A 20,812-nucleotide genomic window follows, 5' to 3' on the forward strand; every position below is an offset into this window, starting at 1 on the left:
GCCGTCAGTACAGCTTGTTCACCGCCGTGACGGTCGTGGCCTTGAAGTCGGCCACCCGGGCGTGCCGGAAGGTGCCCATCTGTCCCCAGCGGACGACCGTGACGGTCGCGCCGTCGCGTCCGACCGAGAAGAGGCCGATGTCGGAGGAGCCCCGGACGGAGGCGGTGTGGATGCCGTAGACGTCGGCGCCCTCCTCGACGTTCAGCTTGCCGTAGTACTTCTGCGTCGCGGTGATGTCGGCGTCCTGCCGCATCAGCTTCTCCGCGCAGCCGGCCAGGTCCTTGCGCAGCAGCGCCGCGAACTCCTTCGCCCACTGCTCGCTGCGTCCTTCGACGGTGAGCTGCTGGGCGTTCGTGTCGAACTCCGTCCAGTACTGCCGGTGCGTGGTGATGGACGGCAGCGCGTCGCCCAGGCACATCGGCAGCGGGTCGGGCCGGCCGGGCGTGACCGCTCCGGCGTACCAGGGCGAGGACGGGTGCGGCGGCAGGTCGGCCGGCTCCAGGAACCGGGGTGTGCCGGAGGCGGGCGTAGTGGCGGCGACGGCCGGGACGGCGGCTGCGGCGACACCGGCGACGGCCGCCAGCGCGGCCATGGTGGTGCGGATGTCTCGGGCACGGATCTGCATGGTCTCCCCCATTGTTCTGCCGGACCCCCGGTTCGTCGTCCGGTGTCCCAGGCCGATTGCGCGGGCCTTTGCCCTTGCCCCCCGTACGACCCGCCACCGGCCGCATCCGTTGCCCCGCGGACCTGCTACGGGTCCGTCCCGAATGTCACCGCCGTGCCACCGCGGCCGGTGCCCCTCACCGAGGGCGGCAGCGGCGGCCGGGCGGTGGGCGGCGGTGAGGAGCGGGCTTTACAGGGCGTAAAGCGAACGAAGAATGGATATGGGTCATACGGCGAAACGCGGGGAGTGTCCGACGTGCCCGGATGCCGGGTGCCGCGGCTTCAGGAGGGGGAGCGCGCATGGACGGCCGGCCCTTGTACCTCGAACCGCGGCTGGAGCCACGGCTGAGGTCGCTCACGGCGGCACACGGCACGCTGCACTCGCTCGTCGACGCGCTCGGCTCGCCTCTGCACGTCGTGGTGCCGGACCAGATCGCCGAGAACCTGGAGCGGTTCCGGTCGGTGTACCGGGCTCACCGTCTGTCGGGCCAGATCTTCTACGCCCACAAGGCCAACGGGTCCCGTGCCCTGCTGAGGCGGCTCGCCGCGACGGACGCGGGCGTGGACGTCGCGTCGCTGGGCGAGTTGCAGCACGCGCTGGGCGCCGGTTTCGACGCCGGCCGGATCATGGCCACGGGGCCGAAGAACCCCGAGTTCCTGTGGCTGGCGGCCCGTACGGGGGTCACGGTCGGCGTGGACGCCGTCGCCGAACTGGACCAGCTCGCGGCCCTGGTGCGCAAGCACACGCTCGCGCCGGTGCGGGTGCTGCTGCGACTGTCGGGCTTCGAGACACCGGGCGTGAAGGTGCTGAGCCGGCGCAGCCGTTTCGGCACGCCCGTCCGGGAGTTGGAGCTGCTGCTGGAGGCGGTCGAGCGGCATGCCGACGCCCTCGACGCGGCGGGGGTGGCCTTCCATCTGGACACGACGAGCGTCACGGAGAAGGCGACCGCCCTCGAAGGAAGCCTGGGCGCACTGGAGTTGTGCCGGGCCCGGGGGTTACGGCCGCGGGCCGTGGACATCGGCGGCGGGTTCGGCGTCAGCTACCTCGCCGAGCGGGAGCAGTGGGAGGCGTACACGAGCGGGCTCACCGAAGCGGTCCTCGGCCGCCGTCCACCGCTGACGTGGGGCGGGCACGGCTACGGGCTGCGCAACGAGTCCGGCACCCTGCGCGGCACGCTGGGCGTGTACCCCGCCCACCGGTCCGTCGCCGGCGCCGCCTACCTGGACGAGCTGCTGGCGCAGCCCGCCGTCTCGCTGGGCGGGCGCCCGCTGGCCGCGCTGCTGCTGGAGCACCTGTACGACCTGTACAGCGAGCCCGGCCGGGCGCTGCTGGACCAGTGCGGACTCTCGCTGGCGCGGGTCGTGGAGGTCCGTGACCCGATGGCCGGCGGGCCACTGCGGGTGCGGCTGGCCGCGAAGTCGGACGACATCGCCCTGGAGGACCACGGGGTGCTGATGGACCCGGTCGTCGTCCCCCGCGGCGGAGCAGGGCAGGGCGGCGGGCCCGTCGCCGTGCACCTCTTCGGCAGCCTCTGCCTGGAGACCGACCTGATCACCCGGCGCACGGTGTTCCTGCCTCGCCGCCCGGAACCCGGCGACCTGCTGGCCTTCGCCAACACCGCGGGCTACGTCATGGACTTCCACGCCACGCGCGCCCAGCACCAGCCCGCCGCCCGCAAGGTCGCCGCCTGGCAGGACGGCGACGCGTGGCGCTGGTGCCTCGACGACCAGTTCTGGCCGATCACGCCCTTGAGGGGAGCCCCGTGAGGTACGACAGCATCACCGAGGCGATAGGCAACACCCCTCTGGTGCGGATAGACCCGGCGGTGCACGGCCTGCGCACCATCGATCTGTACGCCAAGCTGGAAATGCTCAACCCCTTCGGCTCGGTCAAGGACCGGGCCGCCTGGAGCATGGCGGGACCGCTGCTGGCCGAGGCGGTGGAACACGGCAGCCAGGTGGTGGAGTTGTCCAGCGGCAACACGGCCAAGGCCCTCGCGGTCATCGCGGGCATGCACGGCCTGGGCTTCAGAAGCGTCACCAACCGGATGCGGGTGCCGGAGATCAAGGACCTCCTGCTGCTGCTCGGCGCGGAGATCGAGGAGCTGCCGGGGCAGAGCGAGTGCCTCGACCCGACCGCCACGGACGATCCGCTGACCCTGTTCCACCGGACGCTGGCCGCCTCCGGCAGCGCCTATCTGCACACCGACCAGTACTTCAACCCGCGCAACACCGAGGCGCATCTCACCGGTACCGGGCCGGAGATCGTCAAGGATCTGGACGGCCGGGTTCCGGACTGGTTCGTCGCCTGCGTGGGCACCGCCGGTTCCTCCACGGGCGTGGCCCGCGCTCTGCGCGAGGAGGATCCGTCGGTGCGGGTGGTCGGGCTGGTCTCGGCCAAGTCCGACTTCATCCCCGGCATCCGCACCATCGACGAGGTGCAGGAGGTCGGCCTGTTCGACCCGGAGACGTACGACACGATGGAATCGGTCAGCTCCGAAGAGGCGATCGAGGGGATGCTGACCCTGAACCGCCGCTGCGGCATCCTCGGCGGGCCCACCGGAGGGGCGGCCTACTTCGGCGCGGTCCGTCATCTGCGCAACCTCGACGAGGAGTCGGCCGGGCGGCGGACGGCGGTGTTCATCGTCTGCGACCGGGTCGAGAGCTATCTGAGCTACGTCCGGCAGCGGCGCCCCGATCTGCTGGGCCGGCCGCCCCGGACGAACTCACCGGCCGGCCTGTCCGACGCCGAGGTCCGCGGGGCGCCCTCGGTCACCGTGGCCGAGGCCCGGCGCTGGATCGACACCGCCGGACCGCTCGTGGTGGACCTGCGCAGCCCGTACGCGTACGCGGCGCTGCACATCGACGGATCGGTCAACATCGTCGACGAGCTGTTCGCCGAACTCGTCCGGGGCGGCCTGCCGTTCAGCCGGCGCCGGCCGGTGCTGCTGGCCTGCCCGGTCGGCGAGCAGTCGGCGCGGTACGCGGCGCTGCTGACGCGGATGGGCCACCCGGACGTACGCAGCCTGGCCGGCGGCATCATCGCCTGGCGGGACGCGGGCGCGCCCCTGGTACGGGACTGACCGGCATGACCGCACCGATCTCACGCGAGGACCCGCACGCGTGGCAGCGGACGCTGCGCGCCCAGTTCCCCATCGTCACCGGTCACCCCGAGCTGGCCTACCTCGACAGCGCGGCCACGGCGCAGAAGCCGCAGGCCGTACTGGACGCCGTGCAGACGTACCTGACCACGTCCAACGCCAATTCCGCGCGCGGGACCTACACCTGGGCCAACCGGACCACGGAGCTGGTCGAGCGGACCCGTGAGCGCGTCGCCCGGTTCCTCGGCGACCCCCGGCCGGAAAGCTCCGCCGTCCACTTCACGGGCGGCACCACCGAGGGGCTGCGCACCCTCGCCCGTGACTGGCTGCCGGGCTTCCTGCGCGACGGGGACGAGATCGTCGTCCCGGACGCCGACCACCAGGCCAACATCGCGCCGTGGCGGGAGGCCCAGCGGCTGCTCGCCCGCGAGGGTGTGCGCATCCGGGTGGTGCCGATGCCGTACCAGAGCGGCTCCGGGGACTACGACCACCGGGTGCTGGCCGAACGGGCGAGCGCGCGCACCCGGTTCGTCGCCACCACCCATGTGCACCACGTGTACGGCGGCGACATGAACGTGCAGCGCATCCGCGCGGCCGTCGGCCCCGAGGCGGTCATCTGTCTGGACGCGGCGCAGAGCGTCGGCCATCTGCCCGTCTCCGTGGCCGAGCTGGACGTGGACTTCGTCGTGTTCTCCGGGCACAAGGCGCTGGCCCTGCCCGGTTCCGGTGCGGTGTGGGCCCGGCAGGCGCGGGGGCCCGCGTTCGTGCCCGGAGGCTGGAGCGGCACTCCGAACACCGTGGGCATCGCCTCACTGGAAGCGGCTCTGGACTGGCTGGAGGCGGCTGGCCTCGACCGGATCGAGCGCTGGACGGCCGACCTCGCGACCCGGCTCACGGAGGGACTGCGCCGGCTGGACGCCTACGAGATTCTCGGCTGCCCGCTCAGCCTGGCCGCCGGCACGGCCGTGCAGCGCCGCGTGGGCATCGTGACCCTGCGGCACCGCGCCATCGACTCGGGCGATCTGGGGTTCATCCTGTTCAGCCACGGCTTCATGGTCCGCTCCGACCATCACTGCCAGGGGGACGCGGGTGAGAAGAGCGGTTCGGTTCGGGTGAGTCTGCATGTGTACAACACGGTTAAGGAGATCGACCGGCTGCTGTCGGTTCTCGCCTCACTTTCGTGACACCCTTCTCTACGCGTAATGGGAACCGTTTCCACCTGTAGGCTCGGAACGGCAGGAGTCGGGTGCGATACGGCGAGGTGACGCGACCGGATGGGGCTGAGTCTGGCGACGGCGGAGCGATGGGTGGAGCGCTGGGAACTCCAGCAGCAGCGGTACGCCGTCGACCGCGAGGAGCGGTTCACGGTGATCGCCGATGTCGTCGAGCACACCACGGCGGAGTGCGCCGCCCGCCCCCTCGTCGTGGACCTCGGCTGCGGGCCCGGCTCCCTCGCGGCCCGGCTGGTCCGGCGGCTGCCGGACGCGGAGATCGTGGCCGTGGACCGGGACCCCCTCCTGCTGGAGCTGGGCCGCACCCACCATCCGGACGCGGCCCGTTACGTCGACGCCGAGATCGGCGCGCCCGGCTGGACGTGGGCCCTGGGCCTGGACCGGCCCCTGGACGCGGCGGTCTCCACCACCGCCCTGCACTACCTCGACCGCGACACCCTGCTCGCCACGTACCGGCAGCTCGCCGTGCTGCTGCGCCCCGGGGGCGTTCTCGTCAACGGCGACCACCTCCCGCCGGGCGAGACGGGCCCGGCCCGGATCGCCGCCCACGTCGGGCGGTGCCGGGCCGGCCGGCAGCGTGTGTTCGCCCAGGAGGACTGGGACTCCTGGTGGGCCGGGGCCGGTGCCGACCCGGAGCTGACCGACCTGCTCGAGGAGCGCCGCCGCCGCTCGGCACGCGACACCGGCCGCCCCGCCGACCTCCCCCTCCCCGCCCATGTGGAGCTGCTCCGGCAGGCCGGCTTCGCCCAGGCCGGCCCGGTGTGGCAGTACGGCGACAGCTGCGTGGTCGTCGCGGTGCGCTAGGTGTAGTGACCCGCAGCGTTGTTCACGCGGGTGATCAATACAGCTAGGGCCTGTCGTTTGGATCAGGCCGTCCGAGAGTGACTGCGGCTCTCGGCCGCCGCGACGACAGGTCCTGGCCGCCTGTTTCACCCGCCCGCGCCCCACCGGGTGCGCGCGGGCGCGGGCGCTCCGACACTGCATGGCAGGACCGCTCCACGTCGACATCGCCCCACCGGTCTCGGCGCACGCCCCGCGAGCGGCCACGCGCCCCCCCCGCGAGGAGACCCATGACCACCGCCGAGCACGCCACCCACGACGACCACGGGCACACCCACGGCGACGACTGCGGTCATCTCGCCTTCCCCCACGGCGACCACACCGACTACGCCCACGACGGGCACATCCACCGGATGCACGAGGGGCACGCCGACGAGTGCGCGAAAGCCGGCCACACGGTGCACCGGAACCACGACCACGAGCACGGCGACACCTGCGGCCACCTGGCCGTGCGGCACGGTGACCACACGGACTACGTGCACGACGGCCACCGCCACGCGGCCCACGAGGGCCACTGGGACGACCACTGACCGGCGTCCGGGTCCGATGACGGACGCGGACGCCCGGTCGGCGGGTCTCAGGTCAGGGCGTCCCAGTGGACGGTACGGTCGCACCAGCGCTCCAGCAGGGTGCGGTCGTGACCCACGGCCAGCAGGGCGGCGCCGGTCGAGGCGCGGTAGTCCTCGACGGCGGCGACCAGGGCGGCGGCGGTGGAGGCGTCGAGCATCGCGGTCATCTCGTCGCACACCAGCAGGCGCGGATGCAACACCAGGGCCCGGGCGAGGCAGGCGCGTTGCAACTGACCGTCGCTGACCTCGTGCGGCTTCCGGGTGAGCAGGTCGGGGGTGAGGCCGACGGCCGGTGCCAGCTCGGCGACCCGGGCCGTGACGTCCCCGGCGCGACCGGTGGCGCGCAGCGGCTCGGCGATCAGGCCGCTGAGCGGCAGCCGGGGGTCCGCGGAGAGCCTGGCCTGCTGGAAGACGACCCCGAAGGCGGTGCGCAGGGCCCGTGGGGCGCGGTGGCGCCAGTGCCGTACGGGCGCGCCGTCGAGGAGCAGGGTGCCGGAGTCGGGGCGGTGCAGCAGGGCCGCGACCCGCGCGAGGGTGGACTTGCCGCAGCCGCTCGGGCCCAGCAGGCCGACGGACTCCCCCGCGGCGACGTCGAGGCAGACGTCCCGGACCACCGGGGCGTTGCGGGCGTATCCGGCGGTGATGGAGCGCAGTTCAAGCACGGGTGTCCTCCGGCACGTGCGGGTGGTGGCAGGCGACCGCACCGGTGGGCGGCGGGCCGGCGCAGAGGTCGGTGGCCCTGTCGCAGCGTGCGGCGAAGGCGCACCCGGCCGGGAGGTCGCCCAGTTCCGGCGGCATGCCCGGCACGGGGGCGAAGGCACGGTCGGGCAGGGCCCGGAGCAGGCCCCGGCTGTAGGGGTGGCGGGGCCCGGACGAGCCGAAGAAGGCGGTTGCGTCGGCGAGTTCGACGATGCGCCCCGCGTACATGACCGCGACCCGGTCGGCGATGCGCTCGGCCGCCGCCAAGTCGTGCGTGATCATCAGCAGGGCCCGTCGGCGGCCGTCGCCGGGGGCGTCGACGTGCCGGCGCAGTTCGTCGACCGTGCGGTCCACCAGGTCGCGGTCGAGTCCGGTGGTCGGTTCGTCGGCGAGCAGCAGGGGCGCGCCGCCGACCAGGGCGAGGGCGGTGGCGGCGCGCTGGGCGAGGCCGCCGGACAGCTGGTGGGGGTGACGGTCGAGATGGTCGGCGGGGAACGCGGCCCGTTCGGCGGCGGCCTCGGCGGCGGCCCGCAGTGCGGCGCGGCCCCGGGTCGCGGTCAACGCGGCGACGGTCTCCTCCAGTTGGGAGCGGACGGTACGGACCGGGGTGAGGTGGGCGGCCGGGCTCTGCGGTACGAGGCCGATGAGTCGTCCGCGCACGGTGCGGGCGAGGGTGCGTTCGCCGGCGGTGAGGAGGTCCAGGTCGCCGAGCAGGGCCGAGCCGGCGGTCTGTGCGTTGCCGGGGAGGAGCCCGAGCAGCGCCGAGGCGAGCACGGACTTGCCGCAGCCGCTCTCCCCGATCAGGGCCAGGCACTCGCCGGGCGCCACGTCGAAGCGCGCGTCGGTGACGGCGGCGACGCGGCGCCCGCCGGGCATGAGGAACCGCACGGACAGTCCGCGCACGGACAGCACGGGGGTCGTGGACTCCGTTCCGGCGCTCACAGCATCAGCTCCGATCGGTGACGTGGGTTGATCCGCTCCCGCCAGGCCCCGGCGAGTCCGGCGATGGCGAGGGTGGGGACGATGAGGAAGAGGCCGGGGAAGAGGGTGGGCCACCACTGGCCGGCGAGCAGGGAGCCGCGGGCGCCCTGGATCAGGGTGCCGAGGCTCGCCGTGTGGCTCGGCAGTCCGAGACCGAGGAAGGACAGGGCCGACTCGTGCCACATGGCGTGCGGCACCATCAGCACGGCGGCGAGCGCGGCCTGGGGAAGAACGGCGGGCAGGAGGTGCCGTACGGCCACCCGCCACCGGGACGCCCCGCCGGAGACGGCCGCGTCGATGTACGGCCGCGACCGCAGCGACAGCACCTCGGCGCGCACGATCCGGGCCGTGGACAGCCAGTGGGTCAGCGCGACCGAGATCACCACCGGCCACACCCCGGGGCGGAACATGGCGACGATGAAGATGCCGAGCAGCAGATGCGGCACGGACGAGAACGTGTCGACCAGCCGCATCAGGGCCCGGTCGGCCCAGCCGCCCAGCGCGCCGGCCGCAGCGCCCACGGCCGTGCCGACCACGGTCGCGGTCAGCGCCGCCGCCACACCGACGAGCAGGGAGACGCGCAGGCCGTAGACGCAGCGCAGCAGCAGGTCGCGGCCGACGTCGTCGGTGCCGAACGGGTGTGTCCAGGAGGGTGGTTGCAGCTTGGCGGCGAGGTCGACGGCCTGCTGGTCGAGCTGGACCAGCGGCGGGACGAGCAGCACGGCGAGCACGGTCGCCGCCACGAGCACGACGGAGGTACGCACGCGCAGGGTGCGGGTGGAGCGGCGCTTCGGGCCGTGCGAGCGCCACTCGGGCCCGTCCGGAGCGCTGGCGGGCGCCGGTGCGTCACATGTCACTGAGCTTCACCCTCGGGTCGAACAGTCCGTAGAGCAGGTCGGCGAGCAGGTTCCCGGCGAGCACGGCGGCGGTGGCCAGGGTGGTCAGGGCGGCGAGCAGCGGGAAGTCGACGGCGGTGGCCGCCTCGACGGTGGCGGCGGCGATCCCCGGCCAGCTGAAGACGCTCTCCACCAGCAGGGCTCCGGTGATGAGTTCGGGCACGCGGGAACCGATGAGTGTGAGCACCGGCAGGAGCCCCGAGCGCAGGGCGTGGCCGAGCAGGACGGTGCGTTCGCTCAGGCCGCGGGCCCGGGCGCCGCGTACGGGGTCCTCCGCCAGCGCGTCGCCGACGCCCTGGCGTACGTACAGGGTGAACCAGGGCAGTTGGGAGAGGGCGAGGACCCCGGCGGGCAGGACGAGGTGGCTCGTGACCTGGCCGGGGGTGACCTGTTCGCTGCCGGTGTCGGTCAGTCCGCCCGCCGGCAGGACGTCCCACTGGAGGGCGAACAGCCAGATGGCGAGCAGCGCGATCCAGAAGACCGGGGCCGCCTCCAGCGTGTAGGCGAGGGAGGTGACGGTCCGGTCGACGAGCGAGCCGGGACGGCGGGCGGCGAGCACGCCGAGGACGGTGCCCGCCAGTACGGCCGCGGCGAAGGCGACCGCGCAGAGCAGCGCGGACCAGACGAGCCGTTCGCCGATGACCTGGGTGACGGGCTGCCGCATGACGCTCGAGTGCCCCAGGTCGCCGGTGAGCGCGGAGGTCAGCCAGTGCCACCAGCGGGCGGCGAAGGGCTGGTCCACGCCGAGGTTCTCGCGCAGCCGGTCCAGGGTCTGCCGGTCGGCGCCGAGCGCGGCGGTGCCGGCGTAGGCCTTGACGGGGTCGAAGGGGGAGGCGGCGGCGATGGCGAACACGCCGAAGGTGACGACCAGCAGGACGGGGACGGCGAACAGGGCCCGCCGTCCCGCCAGCCGCGCCATCGCTCCCCAGGGGAGGCGGGTCACTTCTTCGGCTGCCAGTCCTCGATGTTCCACCAGGGGCCGCTGGCGAATCCGTGCTCGTGCGGCTCCAGTTGGGTGCTCAGGCCGCTCCAGCGGTCGGCGAGCACATAGAGGTGGTCGATGTGGGTGAGGAAGGTGTAGCCGGGGTCCCGCACCAGGGCCCGCTGGAGCTTGTCGTACGCGGCCGTGCGCACGGCCGGGTCCTGGCTGCGGCGGGCGTCGTCGAGGGCGTGGTCCACGGCCGGGTTGTCGTAGCGGGCCATGTTGTTGAAGCCGTCGCCGGCGAGGGAGGAGTGCAGCAGGGTGTAGAGGCCGAAGTCGGGGTCGCCGGTGCTGCCGAAGCCCGCGAGGACCGCCGTGTCCTTCATGCGGGGCTCGATGACCTCCCAGGTGGCGCTCTCGGCCTTCACCTCGACCCCGGCCTTCTTGGCGTCGGAGGCGTAGGCGAGGGCGTGGTCCTGGCGGACCTTGTCGCCGGCGGGGTAGAGCAGGCTGAAGGACGCCCGTCGTCCGTCCCTGGTGCGGATGCCGTCCTCGCCGCGCTTCCAGCCCGCCTCGTCCAGAATCTTCCGGGCCTTGCCGAGGTCCCGGGTGCGCTCGATGCCCTTGCTGAAGGCGGGGTCGTCGACGGGCAGCGGCCCGTAGGCCGGGCGGCCCGCGCCGTCGAGGATCTTGGCGGCCATGGCCTCGCGGTCCACGGCGGCGTCCAGGGCCCGGCGGATCGCCCGGTCGCCGGTGACCTCGTTCGCGGTGGGGAGCGTGACGGCCCGGAAGTCGTAGGAGCGCGCCTCGTGGGTGCGCTTGGTGCCGTCGCCCTTGAACGTGGCGGCGAGGTCGGGCGGGAGGACCGCGCCGTCGAGGTCGCCGGAGCGCAGGCGGGTGGCGCGCACGTCGTCGTCGCCGATGACCGCCATGGTGAAGGTCTTCACCTTCGGCTCGCCGCCCCAGTAGCGGGGGTTGGCCTTGAAGGTCAGCTTCTCGCCCTTGCTCCAGCGGCTGAGCACGTACGGCCCGGTGCCGACGGGCTCGGTGTTGAACGAGCCGGTGTTGGGGTCCTGCCCGCCCGCGATGTGCTCGGGTACGACGGGCAGGACGGTACGGGCGGCGAAGGGGGCGTAGGGGTACTTGAGTGTGAAGACGACCCGGTCGTCACCGCGCGCCCGGACCTTTTCCACGGCGTCCAGTTCGCTCTTGAAGGTGTTGTTCGTCTTCGGGTCGAGGACGGTCCGGTACGTGTAGACGACGTCGGCGGCGGTGAGCGGTTCGCCGTCGCTGAACTCGACCCCGTCGCGCAGGGTGTAGGTGTAGGTGCGGCCACCGTCGGTGATCTTCGGCAGTTCGGCCGCCAGCGCGGGCTTCAGTTTCAGGTCGGCGTCGCGGGCGAGGAGCCCGTCGAAGATCTTGGAGTTGCCGTCCTTGCCGTAGCCCAGCAGCGGGCTCAGGGTGTCGGGTTCAGAAGCCACCCCGAGCACGACCGGCCCTGCGGACCTGCCGTCGGCCGGGCCGCCGCCGGGGGCCGAACATGCGGTGACCGCCGCGGCCAGCGCCGCCGTGACGGCGGCCCCTCGTATCCGACGGGTCGACATGTGACCTCACCCCTTGTTGCTCTATTCCTGCTGTTGCAAAGACTTCGCAATTAAACAGGATCGGCGGGCGTCCCGGAATCGGGGCGCCCGCCGAGGGGTTCACCGACGCGCTCAGGCCTGGGTCAGGGTGATGTCCTGGCCCTGGGCCGCGTGGAAGGCCGGCAGCGGCAGGCCGTCGGAGCGCAGCTCCATCAGGCCGGCCTCGACGTGGGCCGCCCCGGCCACCAGCGCGCCGGGCAGGGTCGGGCCCGTGTTCACCCAGCCGTGCACGGCGCCGTCGCACACCGCCTGGGTGCCGCCGATGCCGTGACGGATCGTGGACGTGCCCTGGCTCACGGAGGAGCTGACGAAGACCGGGCTGCTGGAGCCGGTGCAGCGATAGGTGCCGGACAGGGTGACGGTGCCGTCGGCGGCGATCCGGCCCACGGCGTCGACCGTCACGGAGCCGGTCGGGGCAGGGGCGGTCGGGGCGGGAGCGGTCGGGTCGGGGACGGGTGGTGCGGCGGGCGCAGCACCCGCACCCGTGAGCAGCAGCAGCGCGGCCCCGGCCGCCGCGCCGAGAAGAGGTCGTACACGCATGAGGGAAACCTCCCGACAGGGATGAATTGCGGCTCCCACTCGTACCGGCCCCGCGGGTCGGCACCCGTCATCCTCACCCCTTCGGTGGCGAGTCCGCACCGGCCGTCGTGGAACCGTCCCGGGAATGTCCGGGGCGTGTCACGCTTCGCGCCGGGCCGTTCCGCTCACCCGGGGACGGCGGGATGGTCGGTCCGTACGAGTCATACGAACCCTTCGGATGGCCCTACCGACGTGGAGGTGCGCCATGTGTGCCCACCAGCCCCAGTGCCCCGCGACCGACTCCCCCGCCGCGCACGTCGTCGCGGCCCACCCCGAGCAGGGCTGGAGCCTGCTGTGCGACGGGACGGTCGTGTTCGACGACACCGGCGAACTGCTTCCGGACGGGCGCGTGGTGCAGCCCCGCCGGGCGGCGGCGGGACTGGCCGTCGCGGCCTGAACACGGCGCCGCCCCGAGGCGGCACGGGCATCGCGCTACGGCAGGACCGCGAAGCCGTCCAGTTCCACCATCGCCTCGGTGTCCCACAGCCGGACGACCTGGACGACCGCCATGGCGGGGTAGTCCCGGCCGGCCAACTCGCGCCACAGGCAGCCCAGTTCGGACGCGTGCGCGCGGTACGCCGCGATGTCCGTGGCGTAGACGGTGACACGGGCCAGGTCGGACGGGGTGCCGCCGGCCGCGGTGAGGGCCCTCAGCAGATTGGCGAGGGCCCTTCCGAACTGCTCGGGCAGGGTGCTGCCGACCACCTTGCCGTCGGTGTCGAGCGCGGTCTGGCCGGCCAGGAACACCACGCGCGACCCGGAGGCCACCACGGCGTGGGAGAAACCGGCCGGCGGGGACAGCTCGGACGGGTTGACGCGCTCGGTGCTCACCGGGCCTCCAGACGGGTGTACAACTCCTTGGCGATGATGCCGCGTTGCACCTCGCTGGCCCCTTCGTAGATACGCGGGGCGCGCACCTCTCGGTAGAGGTGTTCGAGCAGATGGCCGCGCTGCAGGGCCCGCGCCCCGTGCAGTTGGACGGCCGCGTCGACGACGTACTGCGCGGTTTCGGTGGCGAGGAGTTTCGCCATGGCGGAGCGGCCGGGCACATCCGGGGCGTCCGCGTCGTACGCCGAGGCCGCCGCGTGGACCATCAGGCGGGCCGCCTCCGTGCGCAGGGCCATCTCGGCGACCTGGTGCGCGACGGCTTGCAGGTCCTTGAGTTTGCCCCCGAAGGCGTCCCGTCCGGCGGTGTGGGCGAGGGTGGCGTCCAGGGCCGCCTGCGCCATGCCGACCGCGAAGGCGCCGACGCTGGGCCGGAACAGGTTGAGCGTCCCCATGGCGACCCGGAAGCCCCGGTCGGCCTCGCCGAGCACGTCATCGGCCGTCACCGGCACGGCGTCGAAGTCGAGGGCTCCGATCGGGTGCGGCGAGAGCATGTCGAGGCCGCGGCCCGTCAGGCCCGGGCGGTCGGCGGGCACAAGGAAGGCGGTGACGCCCCGGGCCCCGGCGCCCGGGGTGGTGCGGGCGAAGACGGTGTAGAAGTCGGCCTCGGGGGCGTTGGAGATCCAGCACTTCGCACCGCTGAGCCGCCAGCGTGCGGAGCCGTCGGAGGCAGCGGCGAGCACGGCGCCCCCCGCCGACGGGTCCCTCAGCGGACCGGCATCCGCCGCTGCCCGCGCCCCGTCCTGCGAGACGTCATCCGTCTCTCCCCGCGACGAATGGCCACCGTGCGGATCCGTGTCCGCCGCGCGGTGCAGCCGGAGCGCCGCCGCCCCCGCCGGCCGGCCACCCCCCGGATCGGCATCCTCCTGAGCCCGCAACCCCAGCCCCGCGGCGTCCGAGCCCGCGCCCGGCTCGCTCAGGGCGAAGGCCGCGATCGCCGTCCCGGCGGTCACCGGGGGGAGCCACCGCTCACGTTGGGCCCGTGTTCCGTACGCGTGGACGGGGTGTGCGCCGAGGCCCTGGAGGGCCAGGGCCGTCTCGGCCTCCGTGCAGGCGTAGGCCAGGGACTCGCGCATCAGGCACAGGTCGAGCGCACCCGAGGTGAACAGGCGGCCGAGCAGTCCGAGGCTGCCGAGTTCGGCGACGAGCGCGCGGTTCACCCGCCCCGGTTCGCCCTTGTCCGCCAGCGGGCGGAGCCGCTCCGCCGCCAGGGCGCGCAGTTCCGCACACCAGGCGAGTTGTGCCGGTTCGAGTGAGAATGCGGTCATCGCCGGTCCCTTCTCCGCCACCCTGCGTTCCGGCTGGGCCACTCCGAGGCTATCGCGGACCGTTGACTGTCGTCACCAACACGATACGCTCCAGGGGCGAGCCCACCACGCCATAGGGGGCGAACCGTATGAATCCACGGGGCACGGCCCACGTCGACACCTTCGCCCGGGACCACCTCCCACCCCCGGACCAATGGCCCGAGCTCCGCTTCGACCTGCCGGAGCTGCACTACCCCGAACGGCTCAACTGCGCCGCCGAACTGCTGAACGGCCCGCCCGACGAGCGCCCGGCGTTCCTCACCGGCACCGGCGCGCCGTGGACGTACGGCGACCTGCGCGCCCGGGTGGACCGCATCGCCCATCTGCTCACCGGCGAACTCGGTGTCGTCCCCGGCAACCGGGTGCTGCTGCGCGGCCCCACCACCCCCTGGCTCGCGGCCTGCTGGCTGGCGGTGCTGAAGGCGGGGGCCGTGGCGGTCACGGTGCTCGCCCAGCAGCGCCCGCACGAGCTGAGCACCATGTGCGAGATCGCCCGGGTGCGGCACGCCCTGTGCGACATCCGGGCCGTCGACGACCTCGCCAAGGCCGAGGTCCCGGGTCTGCGGATCACGACCTACGGCGGGGACGCACCGGACGACCTCCTGAAGCGCCCGGCGCCCGGCACCCGGTACGAGCCCGTCGCGACGGCGGCCGACGACGTGGCGCTGATCGCCTTCACCTCGGGCACCACCGGCCGCCCCAAGGGCTGCATGCACGTCCACCGGGACGTCCTGGCGATCGCCGACACCTTCTCGCGGCACGTCCTCAAGCCCGTTCCCGACGACGTGTTCACAGGCAGCCCCCCGCTGGGCTTCACCTTCGGCCTCGGCGGGCTGGTGGTCTTCCCGCTACGGGCCGGGGCGAGCGCACTGCTCCTCGAACAGGCGGGCCCCCGGCAGCTGCTGCCCGCCATCGCCCGGCACCGGGTCTCCGTGCTGTTCACCGCTCCGACGGCGTACCGCGCGATGCTCGACGAGCTCGACGGCCACGACGTCACCTCCCTGCGCCGCTGCGTCTCCGCCGGCGAGAACCTGCCCGCGGCGACCTGGCAGGCCTGGCACGAACGCACGGGCCTGCGCGTCATCAACGGCATCGGCGCCACCGAGCTGCTGCACATCTTCATCTCCGCGGCCGACGACCGGATCCGGCCCGGGACCACGGGCGTTCCGGTGCCGGGCTGGCACGCCCGCGTGCAGGACGAGGACGGCGAACCCGTACCCGACGGGCAGCCGGGGCTGCTCGCCGTGCGCGGACCGGTCGGCTGCCGCTACCTCGCCGACCCTCGGCAGCGGGACTACGTGCGCGGCGGCTGGAACGTCACCGGCGACACCTACGTCCGCGACCCCGACGGCTACTTCCGCTACGTCGCCCGCGCCGACGACATGATCATCTCGGCCGGGTACAACATCGCCGGCCCCGAGGTGGAGGACGCGCTGCTGCGGCACCCGGACGTGGTGGAGGCGGCGGTCGTGGGCCGGCCCGACGAGGCACGCGGTCAGGTCGTGCTGGCCTTCGCCGTCCTCAAGGAGGGCGCGCGGCGCGACGCCGAGGCGCTGCGCGCCTTCGTGAAGGGCGAACTGGCGCCGTACAAGTGCCCGCGGGAGATCGTCTTCCTGGACGCGCTGCCACGCACGGCCACCGGCAAGCTCCAGCGGTTCAGACTGCGCACCCCGGGGGTACCGGAACGCGACCGGGAATGATCCGTACGACCTAAGATGATCAACGTGTCCGACCAGCATGCACCACGGTCTCTCATCGTCACGCTCTACGGCGCGTACGGCCGCTTCGTGCCGGGCCCCGTGCCGGTGGCCGAACTGATCCGGCTCCTGGCCGCGGCCGGCGTCGACGCTCCCTCCGTACGCTCCTCGGTGTCGCGGCTGAAGAGACGCGGACTGCTCGTGCCGGCCCGCACCGCCCAGGGTGCGGCCGGTTACGAACTGTCCCCGGACGCACGCCAGTTGCTCGACGACGGCGACCGCCGCATCTACGCCTCGGCGCCGCCGGAGGACGAGGGCTGGGTGCTCGCGGTGTTCTCGGTGCCGGAGTCGGAGCGGCAGAAGCGGCACGTGCTGCGCTCCCGGCTGGCCGGACTCGGTTTCGGCACGGCCGCTCCGGGGGTGTGGATCGCGCCCGCACGGCTGCACGAGGAGACCCGGCACACGCTGCAGCGGCTGCGGCTCGACGGGTACGTCGACTTCTTCCGCGGTGACCACCTGGGTTTCGCCCCGACGGCCGAGGCCGTCGCCCGGTGGTGGGACCTGGCGGCCATCGCCAAGGAGCACGAGGCGTTCCTCGACCGCCACGCGCGCGTCCTGCACGACTGGGAGAAGCGCGAGGACACCCCGGCCGAGGAGGCCTACCGGGACTACCTGCTGGCCCTGGACTCCTGGCGCCACCTCCCCTACACCGACCCGGGCCTGCCGTCCGAGCTGCTTCCCGCGGACTGGCCGGGGGCCCGGTCGTCGGCGGTGTTCCGGGGGCTGCACGAGCGGCTGCGGGACGCGGGGGCGGAGTTCGTCGGGCTCTGACCCGTCGGGCGCGGCTCTTGCCGCACGGCGGACGCCGCTCTCGGCGCGCAGCGACTACCACTCCGGCCGCGCAGCGGGTGCCGCCCGCTTTGCCGGTGTTTGCTCCGCCGCCGAACGGTCAACGATGTCCGCGAGCGGACGGAGCACGGAGCGGGAGGCGGGCCGAGGCATGACCGTCACCACACCACCGGGAGCGTCAGGCGTCCGCGCGGACCGGCTCCTGTGAGGCGGCTGGGGCGCTCGGTGCACGGCGGGTGGGTACGGGCCGGCGCCCACACCCTCGTCCGGCGGGGCCGTGACGTGGAGTTGATGCACCGGGCCACCGGGTTCGCCACGCTCGCGCTGGTCACGCTGGCGCCGCTGCTGATCGTGGTCGCCGCCGCCGACCCCCTGGGGCGGGGCGGTTTCGCCTCGTGGCTGGCCGACGGCATGGGCCTGTCGGGGCGATCCGCGCGGGTGCTCACGGACATCATCAGCCCGCCGCGCAAGGTCATCGGCACCACGAGCGTGCTCGGCGGGGTGGCGCTCGCCGTCTTCGGCATCGCCTTCGGCGGGAGTGTGCAGAACGGCTACGAGCGGATCTGGGGCCTGCCCTCGGGGCCGTGGCACCGCGTCTGGCGTCAGGCGGTGTGGATGATCGCGATGACGGCCTACCTGTACCAGGAGGTGCAGACGCGCAGCCTCGTCTCGGGGCCGGAGCGGATCGCGCTGAGCTCGGCTTCCGGTGTGCTGTTCTTCTGGTGGGGGCAGCGCTTCCTGCTCGGCGGTCAGGTCCGCTGGCGTGATCTGCTCCCCGGAGCGGTGGCCACCATGCTGGGGCTGGGCGGGCTGCGCCTGTTCTCCTACTTCGTCTTCACCCCCCTCATCGTCACCAACGCGATCAGCTACGGGGCGATGGGCGTCGTCCTCGTCGTGGAGTCCTGGCTCATCGGCGTGGGCTACGTCGTGTACGGCGGGGCGCTCCTCGGTCGCTGGGCCCTCGAACACCACGGACGGGGCGACCACACCGAGTAGGCCGTTCGGACCGCCCCTCCAGCACTTGGCCCGCCCCTCCGTACGAACGCACATGCCACCCTTGGAGATCTCCGCCCCGGCTCATGCGAACCCACAGGGGTCTTTCCCCTCGCATCTGCGGCATTATCATCGGCGCGTACCCACCAGAGGGAGAAGACCCGTGCCGACCCGCACCGTGCGCCCGACCCGCCGCCCGCTCCAGGCGGCCGCGGCGGGAATCGCCGCCCTGCTGGCCCTGAGTGCCTGCTCGTCGTCCGGCTCGGATTCCTCGGCGAAACCGGACTCCTCGGGGCCGGGCAAGCCCTCCGGTGAGGTGACCGTGTTCGCCGCGGCCTCGCTGAAGGAGAGCTTCACGAAGCTCGGCGAGCGGTTCGAGAGGGAGCACCCCGGCACCAAGGTCACCTTCAGCTTCGGCGGCAGCGACTCCCTCGCCGCGAGCATCACCGGCGGCGCCCCGGCCGACGTGTTCGCCGCGGCCAGCCCCGGGACGATGAAGATCGTCACCGGCGCCGGTGACACCTCGGGGACGCCCGCGACCTTCGTCCGCAACAAGCTGGAGATCGCCACCCTGCCGGGCAACCCGCACCAGGTCACCAGTCTGAAGGACCTCACCGGGCCGGACCTGAAGGTCGTGCTCTGCGACAAGGAGGTGCCGTGCGGCGCCGCCGCCCAGAAGGCCCTGGACACGAGCAGGCTGAAGCTCACACCCGTCTCCTACGAGCAGGACGTCAAGGCCGCGTTGACCAAGGTCGAGCTGAAGGAGGCCGACGCCGCGCTCGTCTACCGGACCGATGTGCGCGCGGCGGGTGACAAGGTGGCGGGCGTGGAGTTCCCCGAGTCCGCCGACGCCGTCAACGACTACCCGATCGCCCTGCTCAAGAACGCGCGGAACGCCGGGGCCGCCAAGGCGTTCATCGCCCTGGTGCGGTCCGCCGAGGGCCAGGAGGTCCTGAGCGGAGCGGGATTCCTCAAGCCGTGACGTCCCCGGTCGGCAAGCCACGCGCCACGGGCGACACCCTCCGGGTCGGCCCGCAGCGGCGGGGTGCCCGGACGGGCGGCCCGCTGCGCCGGGGTGCCCGGGCGGGTGTACCGCTGCCCCTGCTGGTCCCGGCGCTGCTCGGCCTGGCCTTCCTTACCGTGCCGCTGGTCGCCCTGCTGGTGCGGGCCCCGTGGCAGAGCCTGCCCGAGCAGCTGACCAGTCCGGAGGTGTGGCAGGCCCTCAGGCTGTCGCTGCTGTGCGCTACGGCGGCGACCGCGGTGAGCCTGGTCCTCGGCGTGCCGCTGGCGTGGCTGCTGGCCCGCGTCGACTTCCCCGGCCGCGGCCTGGTGCGCGCCCTGGTCACCCTCCCGCTCGTCCTGCCGCCGGTCGTCGGCGGTGTCGCGCTGCTGATGGCACTCGGCCGCAACGGCATCGTCGGGCAGTGGCTGGACGCGTGGTTCGGGATCACGCTGCCGTTCACCACGACCGGGGTCGTGATCGCGGAGGCGTTCGTGGCGATGCCGTTCCTCGTCATCAGCGTCGAGGGCACCCTGCGGGCCGCCGACCCGCGCTACGAGGAGGCGGCCACCACCCTGGGAGCGTCCCGCTTCACGGCGTTCCGCCGGGTCACGCTGCCGCTGATCGCGCCGGGCATCGCGGCGGGCGCGGTGCTCGCCTGGGCGCGGGCGCTCGGCGAGTTCGGGGCGACGATCACCTTCGCGGGCAACTTCCCCGGGCGCACCCAGACCATGCCCCTGGCCGTCTACCTGGCCCTGCAGAGCGACCCGGAGGCCGCGATCGCCCTCAGCCTGGTGCTGCTGGCGGTGTCGATCGCGGTGCTGGCGGGGCTGCGCGACCGCTGGATGCGTGCCGGATGACACGGACGCACCACCAGGACACCCACTCCGGCACCACGGCGGACGGGCTCGACGCCCGTCTCGTCGTGGACCGCGGCCCCTTCCGTCTCGACGTGGCGCTGGCCGTCGCACCCGGCGAGGTCGTCGCCCTGCTCGGGCCGAACGGCGCCGGCAAGACCACGGCCTTGCGGGCGCTCGCCGGTCTGACCCCGCTCACCGACGGCCATCTGCGGCTGGACGGCGCAGCGCTGGACCGTACGCCGCCGGAGGCCCGGCCCGTGGGAGTCGTCTTCCAGGACTACCTGCTCTTCCCTCATCTCACGGCCCTCGACAACGTCGCCTTCGGCCCCCGCTGCCAGGGCGCGACCAAGGCGGAGGCCCGTGCGCAGGCCGCTCAGTGGCTCGACCGGCTGGGCCTCGCGGAGCACGCCGGGGCCAAACCGCGCCGGCTCTCCGGCGGGCAGGCCCAGCGCGTCGCCCTCGCGCGCGCCCTCGCGACCCGGCCCCGGCTGCTGCTGCTCGACGAGCCGCTGGCGGCCCTGGACGCCCGTACCCGCCTGGAGGTGCGCGCCCGGCTCCGGCGCCATCTGGCCGAGTTCGAGGCGGTGGCCGTGCTCGTCACCCACGATCCGCTCGACGCCATGGTGCTGGCCGACCGGCTGGTGGTGGTGGAACACGGCCGGGTCGTCCAGGAGGGCACCCCGGCCTACATCGCCCGCCACCCCCGTACGGACTACATCGCCCGGCTGGTCGGCCTGAACCTCTACCGGGGCGAGGCCGACGGCCACACCGTGCGGCTCGCCGACGGTCCGGCGCTCACCACGACCGAGCTCCTGTCCGGCCCGGTCTTCGTGGCGTTCCCGCCGAGCGCGGTCACCCTGCACCGCGAGCGGCCCACCGGCTCCAGCGCCCGCAACCTGTGGCGCTGCGAGGTGGCGGGTCTGGAGACCCACGGGGACCAGGTCCGGACCGACCTCACCGGTGAACTGTCCCTCACCGCCGACCTCACGACGGTCGCCGCGGCCGAACTCGGCCTCCACCCGGGCGCGGAGGTCTGGGCCACCGTGAAGGCGGCGCAGACCCACGCCTACCCGGTCTGAGACGGCCGGTGTCCCCA

General features: G+C 73.4%; 21 protein-coding genes. 12 read left to right on the forward strand and 9 right to left on the reverse strand.

Going from position 1 to position 20,812, the window contains the following annotated elements; all coding sequences use genetic code 11:
• Nucleotides 1-4: 4 nt before the first annotated feature.
• Nucleotides 5-637, reverse strand: a complete 633-nt coding sequence (locus ACIQU3_RS32355) for a hypothetical protein (protein ID WP_403929132.1) — start codon at nt 635-637, stop codon at nt 5-7.
• Between the two features lie 326 nt (nt 638-963).
• On the opposite strand from ACIQU3_RS32355, the gene ACIQU3_RS32360 reads away from it, so the two are divergent.
• The 5 genes from ACIQU3_RS32360 to ACIQU3_RS32380 all read left to right on the forward strand — a co-directional run bounded on the left by ACIQU3_RS32360 (nt 964) and on the right by ACIQU3_RS32380 (nt 6,366).
• Nucleotides 964-2,430, forward strand: coding sequence for an alanine racemase (locus ACIQU3_RS32360; RefSeq protein ID WP_403929134.1), 1,467 nt, complete (start codon nt 964-966; stop codon nt 2,428-2,430).
• Entirely contained in the window at nt 2,427-3,746 is a 1,320-nt protein-coding gene (locus ACIQU3_RS32365; RefSeq protein ID WP_403741395.1) for a pyridoxal-phosphate dependent enzyme, read from the forward strand. The genes ACIQU3_RS32360 and ACIQU3_RS32365 overlap by 4 nt, the downstream gene beginning before the upstream one ends.
• Before the next feature lie 5 nt (nt 3,747-3,751).
• Nucleotides 3,752-4,948, forward strand: a complete 1,197-nt coding sequence (locus tag ACIQU3_RS32370; RefSeq protein WP_403741398.1) for an aminotransferase class V-fold PLP-dependent enzyme — start codon at nt 3,752-3,754, stop codon at nt 4,946-4,948.
• Nucleotides 4,949-5,038: 90 nt separating this feature from the next.
• Complete coding sequence (locus ACIQU3_RS32375; protein WP_403741401.1) at nt 5,039-5,800, forward strand: class I SAM-dependent methyltransferase; 762 nt, start codon at nt 5,039-5,041, stop codon at nt 5,798-5,800.
• A 266-nt stretch (nt 5,801-6,066) separates the two neighbouring features.
• Nucleotides 6,067-6,366 (forward strand): hypothetical protein, encoded by a 300-nt coding sequence (locus ACIQU3_RS32380; RefSeq protein ID WP_403929137.1) that lies wholly within the window; start codon nt 6,067-6,069, stop codon nt 6,364-6,366.
• A gap of 47 nt (nt 6,367-6,413) precedes the next feature.
• Here ACIQU3_RS32380 and ACIQU3_RS32385 read toward each other — a convergent pair whose 3' ends face one another.
• The 6 genes from ACIQU3_RS32385 to ACIQU3_RS32410 all read right to left on the reverse strand — a co-directional run bounded on the left by ACIQU3_RS32385 (nt 6,414) and on the right by ACIQU3_RS32410 (nt 12,086).
• Nucleotides 6,414-7,067 carry an ABC transporter ATP-binding protein gene (locus ACIQU3_RS32385; protein ID WP_403929140.1) on the reverse strand — a complete coding sequence of 218 codons (654 nt, stop codon included), beginning with the start codon at nt 7,065-7,067 and terminating at the stop codon, nt 6,414-6,416.
• The gene (locus ACIQU3_RS32390; protein WP_403929204.1) at nt 7,060-7,980 is read right to left on the reverse strand and encodes an ABC transporter ATP-binding protein; all 921 of its coding nucleotides are present in this window, start codon (nt 7,978-7,980) and stop codon (nt 7,060-7,062) included. The genes ACIQU3_RS32385 and ACIQU3_RS32390 overlap by 8 nt, the downstream gene beginning before the upstream one ends.
• Nucleotides 7,981-8,042: 62 nt before the next feature.
• On the reverse strand, nt 8,043-8,942 hold the full coding sequence (locus tag ACIQU3_RS32395; RefSeq protein ID WP_403741410.1) for an ABC transporter permease: 900 nt from the start codon (nt 8,940-8,942) through the stop codon (nt 8,043-8,045).
• On the reverse strand, nt 8,932-9,900 hold the full coding sequence (locus tag ACIQU3_RS32400) for an ABC transporter permease (protein WP_403929207.1): 969 nt from the start codon (nt 9,898-9,900) through the stop codon (nt 8,932-8,934). Before ACIQU3_RS32400 ends, ACIQU3_RS32395 begins: the two co-directional genes overlap by 11 nt.
• A 20-nt stretch (nt 9,901-9,920) precedes the next feature.
• Nucleotides 9,921-11,507: an ABC transporter substrate-binding protein gene (locus tag ACIQU3_RS32405; RefSeq protein WP_403741415.1), complete on the reverse strand. Its 1,587-nt coding sequence runs from the start codon at nt 11,505-11,507 to the stop codon at nt 9,921-9,923.
• A gap of 111 nt (nt 11,508-11,618) precedes the next feature.
• The gene (locus ACIQU3_RS32410) at nt 11,619-12,086 is read right to left on the reverse strand and encodes a DUF6299 family protein (RefSeq protein ID WP_403741420.1); all 468 of its coding nucleotides are present in this window, start codon (nt 12,084-12,086) and stop codon (nt 11,619-11,621) included.
• Between the two features lie 244 nt (nt 12,087-12,330).
• On the opposite strand from ACIQU3_RS32410, the gene ACIQU3_RS32415 reads away from it, so the two are divergent.
• A complete protein-coding gene (locus tag ACIQU3_RS32415) occupies nt 12,331-12,522 on the forward strand; it encodes a DUF5999 family protein (protein ID WP_403741423.1) in 192 nt (63 codons plus the stop codon).
• 35 nt (nt 12,523-12,557) lie between these two features.
• Here ACIQU3_RS32415 and ACIQU3_RS32420 read toward each other — a convergent pair whose 3' ends face one another.
• Entirely contained in the window at nt 12,558-12,956 is a 399-nt protein-coding gene (locus ACIQU3_RS32420; protein WP_403741426.1) for a RidA family protein, read from the reverse strand.
• Complete coding sequence (locus ACIQU3_RS32425) at nt 12,953-14,278, reverse strand: acyl-CoA dehydrogenase family protein (RefSeq protein ID WP_403741429.1); 1,326 nt, start codon at nt 14,276-14,278, stop codon at nt 12,953-12,955. Before ACIQU3_RS32425 ends, ACIQU3_RS32420 begins: the two co-directional genes overlap by 4 nt.
• Before the next feature lie 128 nt (nt 14,279-14,406).
• On the opposite strand from ACIQU3_RS32425, the gene ACIQU3_RS32430 reads away from it, so the two are divergent.
• The 6 genes from ACIQU3_RS32430 to ACIQU3_RS32455 all read left to right on the forward strand — a co-directional run bounded on the left by ACIQU3_RS32430 (nt 14,407) and on the right by ACIQU3_RS32455 (nt 20,795).
• Nucleotides 14,407-16,017: an AMP-binding protein gene (locus tag ACIQU3_RS32430; RefSeq protein ID WP_403741434.1), complete on the forward strand. Its 1,611-nt coding sequence runs from the start codon at nt 14,407-14,409 to the stop codon at nt 16,015-16,017.
• A 15-nt stretch (nt 16,018-16,032) separates the two neighbouring features.
• Nucleotides 16,033-16,845 carry a PaaX family transcriptional regulator C-terminal domain-containing protein gene (locus tag ACIQU3_RS32435; protein WP_403741437.1) on the forward strand — a complete coding sequence of 271 codons (813 nt, stop codon included), beginning with the start codon at nt 16,033-16,035 and terminating at the stop codon, nt 16,843-16,845.
• Nucleotides 16,846-17,067: 222 nt separating this feature from the next.
• Nucleotides 17,068-17,859, forward strand: a complete 792-nt coding sequence (locus ACIQU3_RS32440; RefSeq protein ID WP_403741440.1) for a ribonuclease BN — start codon at nt 17,068-17,070, stop codon at nt 17,857-17,859.
• Between the two features lie 160 nt (nt 17,860-18,019).
• Nucleotides 18,020-18,838 (forward strand): molybdate ABC transporter substrate-binding protein, encoded by an 819-nt coding sequence (gene modA / locus ACIQU3_RS32445; protein WP_403741443.1) that lies wholly within the window; start codon nt 18,020-18,022, stop codon nt 18,836-18,838.
• Complete coding sequence (gene modB, locus ACIQU3_RS32450; RefSeq protein WP_403741447.1) at nt 18,835-19,716, forward strand: molybdate ABC transporter permease subunit; 882 nt, start codon at nt 18,835-18,837, stop codon at nt 19,714-19,716. Before modA ends, modB begins: the two co-directional genes overlap by 4 nt.
• Nucleotides 19,713-20,795: an ABC transporter ATP-binding protein gene (locus tag ACIQU3_RS32455; protein ID WP_403929143.1), complete on the forward strand. Its 1,083-nt coding sequence runs from the start codon at nt 19,713-19,715 to the stop codon at nt 20,793-20,795. Before modB ends, ACIQU3_RS32455 begins: the two co-directional genes overlap by 4 nt.
• Nucleotides 20,796-20,812 lie beyond the last annotated feature (17 nt).

Source organism: Streptomyces sp. NPDC101110 (assembly GCF_044759525.1).
GTDB lineage: Bacteria > Actinomycetota > Actinomycetes > Streptomycetales > Streptomycetaceae > Streptomyces.

Bases quoted from the DNA above. Each gene is read 5' to 3' on its own strand.
- ACIQU3_RS32455 (WP_403929143.1), top strand. From the start codon at position 19,713: ATGACACGGACGCACCACCAGGACACCCACTCCGGCACCACGGCGGAC.
- ACIQU3_RS32425 (WP_403741429.1), bottom strand. From the start codon at position 14,278: ATGACCGCATTCTCACTCGAACCGGCACAACTCGCCTGGTGTGCGGAA.
- ACIQU3_RS32355 (WP_403929132.1), bottom strand. From the start codon at position 637: ATGGGGGAGACCATGCAGATCCGTGCCCGAGACATCCGCACCACCATG.
- ACIQU3_RS32390 (WP_403929204.1), bottom strand. From the start codon at position 7,980: ATGCCCGGCGGGCGCCGCGTCGCCGCCGTCACCGACGCGCGCTTCGAC.
- ACIQU3_RS32360 (WP_403929134.1), top strand. From the start codon at position 964: ATGGACGGCCGGCCCTTGTACCTCGAACCGCGGCTGGAGCCACGGCTG.
- ACIQU3_RS32370 (WP_403741398.1), top strand. From the start codon at position 3,752: ATGACCGCACCGATCTCACGCGAGGACCCGCACGCGTGGCAGCGGACG.
- ACIQU3_RS32435 (WP_403741437.1), top strand. From the start codon at position 16,033: ATGATCAACGTGTCCGACCAGCATGCACCACGGTCTCTCATCGTCACG.
- ACIQU3_RS32405 (WP_403741415.1), bottom strand. From the start codon at position 11,507: ATGTCGACCCGTCGGATACGAGGGGCCGCCGTCACGGCGGCGCTGGCC.
- ACIQU3_RS32400 (WP_403929207.1), bottom strand. From the start codon at position 9,900: ATGGCGCGGCTGGCGGGACGGCGGGCCCTGTTCGCCGTCCCCGTCCTG.
- ACIQU3_RS32430 (WP_403741434.1), top strand. From the start codon at position 14,407: ATGAATCCACGGGGCACGGCCCACGTCGACACCTTCGCCCGGGACCAC.
- ACIQU3_RS32380 (WP_403929137.1), top strand. From the start codon at position 6,067: ATGACCACCGCCGAGCACGCCACCCACGACGACCACGGGCACACCCAC.
- ACIQU3_RS32375 (WP_403741401.1), top strand. From the start codon at position 5,039: ATGGGGCTGAGTCTGGCGACGGCGGAGCGATGGGTGGAGCGCTGGGAA.
- ACIQU3_RS32410 (WP_403741420.1), bottom strand. From the start codon at position 12,086: ATGCGTGTACGACCTCTTCTCGGCGCGGCGGCCGGGGCCGCGCTGCTG.
- ACIQU3_RS32415 (WP_403741423.1), top strand. From the start codon at position 12,331: ATGTGTGCCCACCAGCCCCAGTGCCCCGCGACCGACTCCCCCGCCGCG.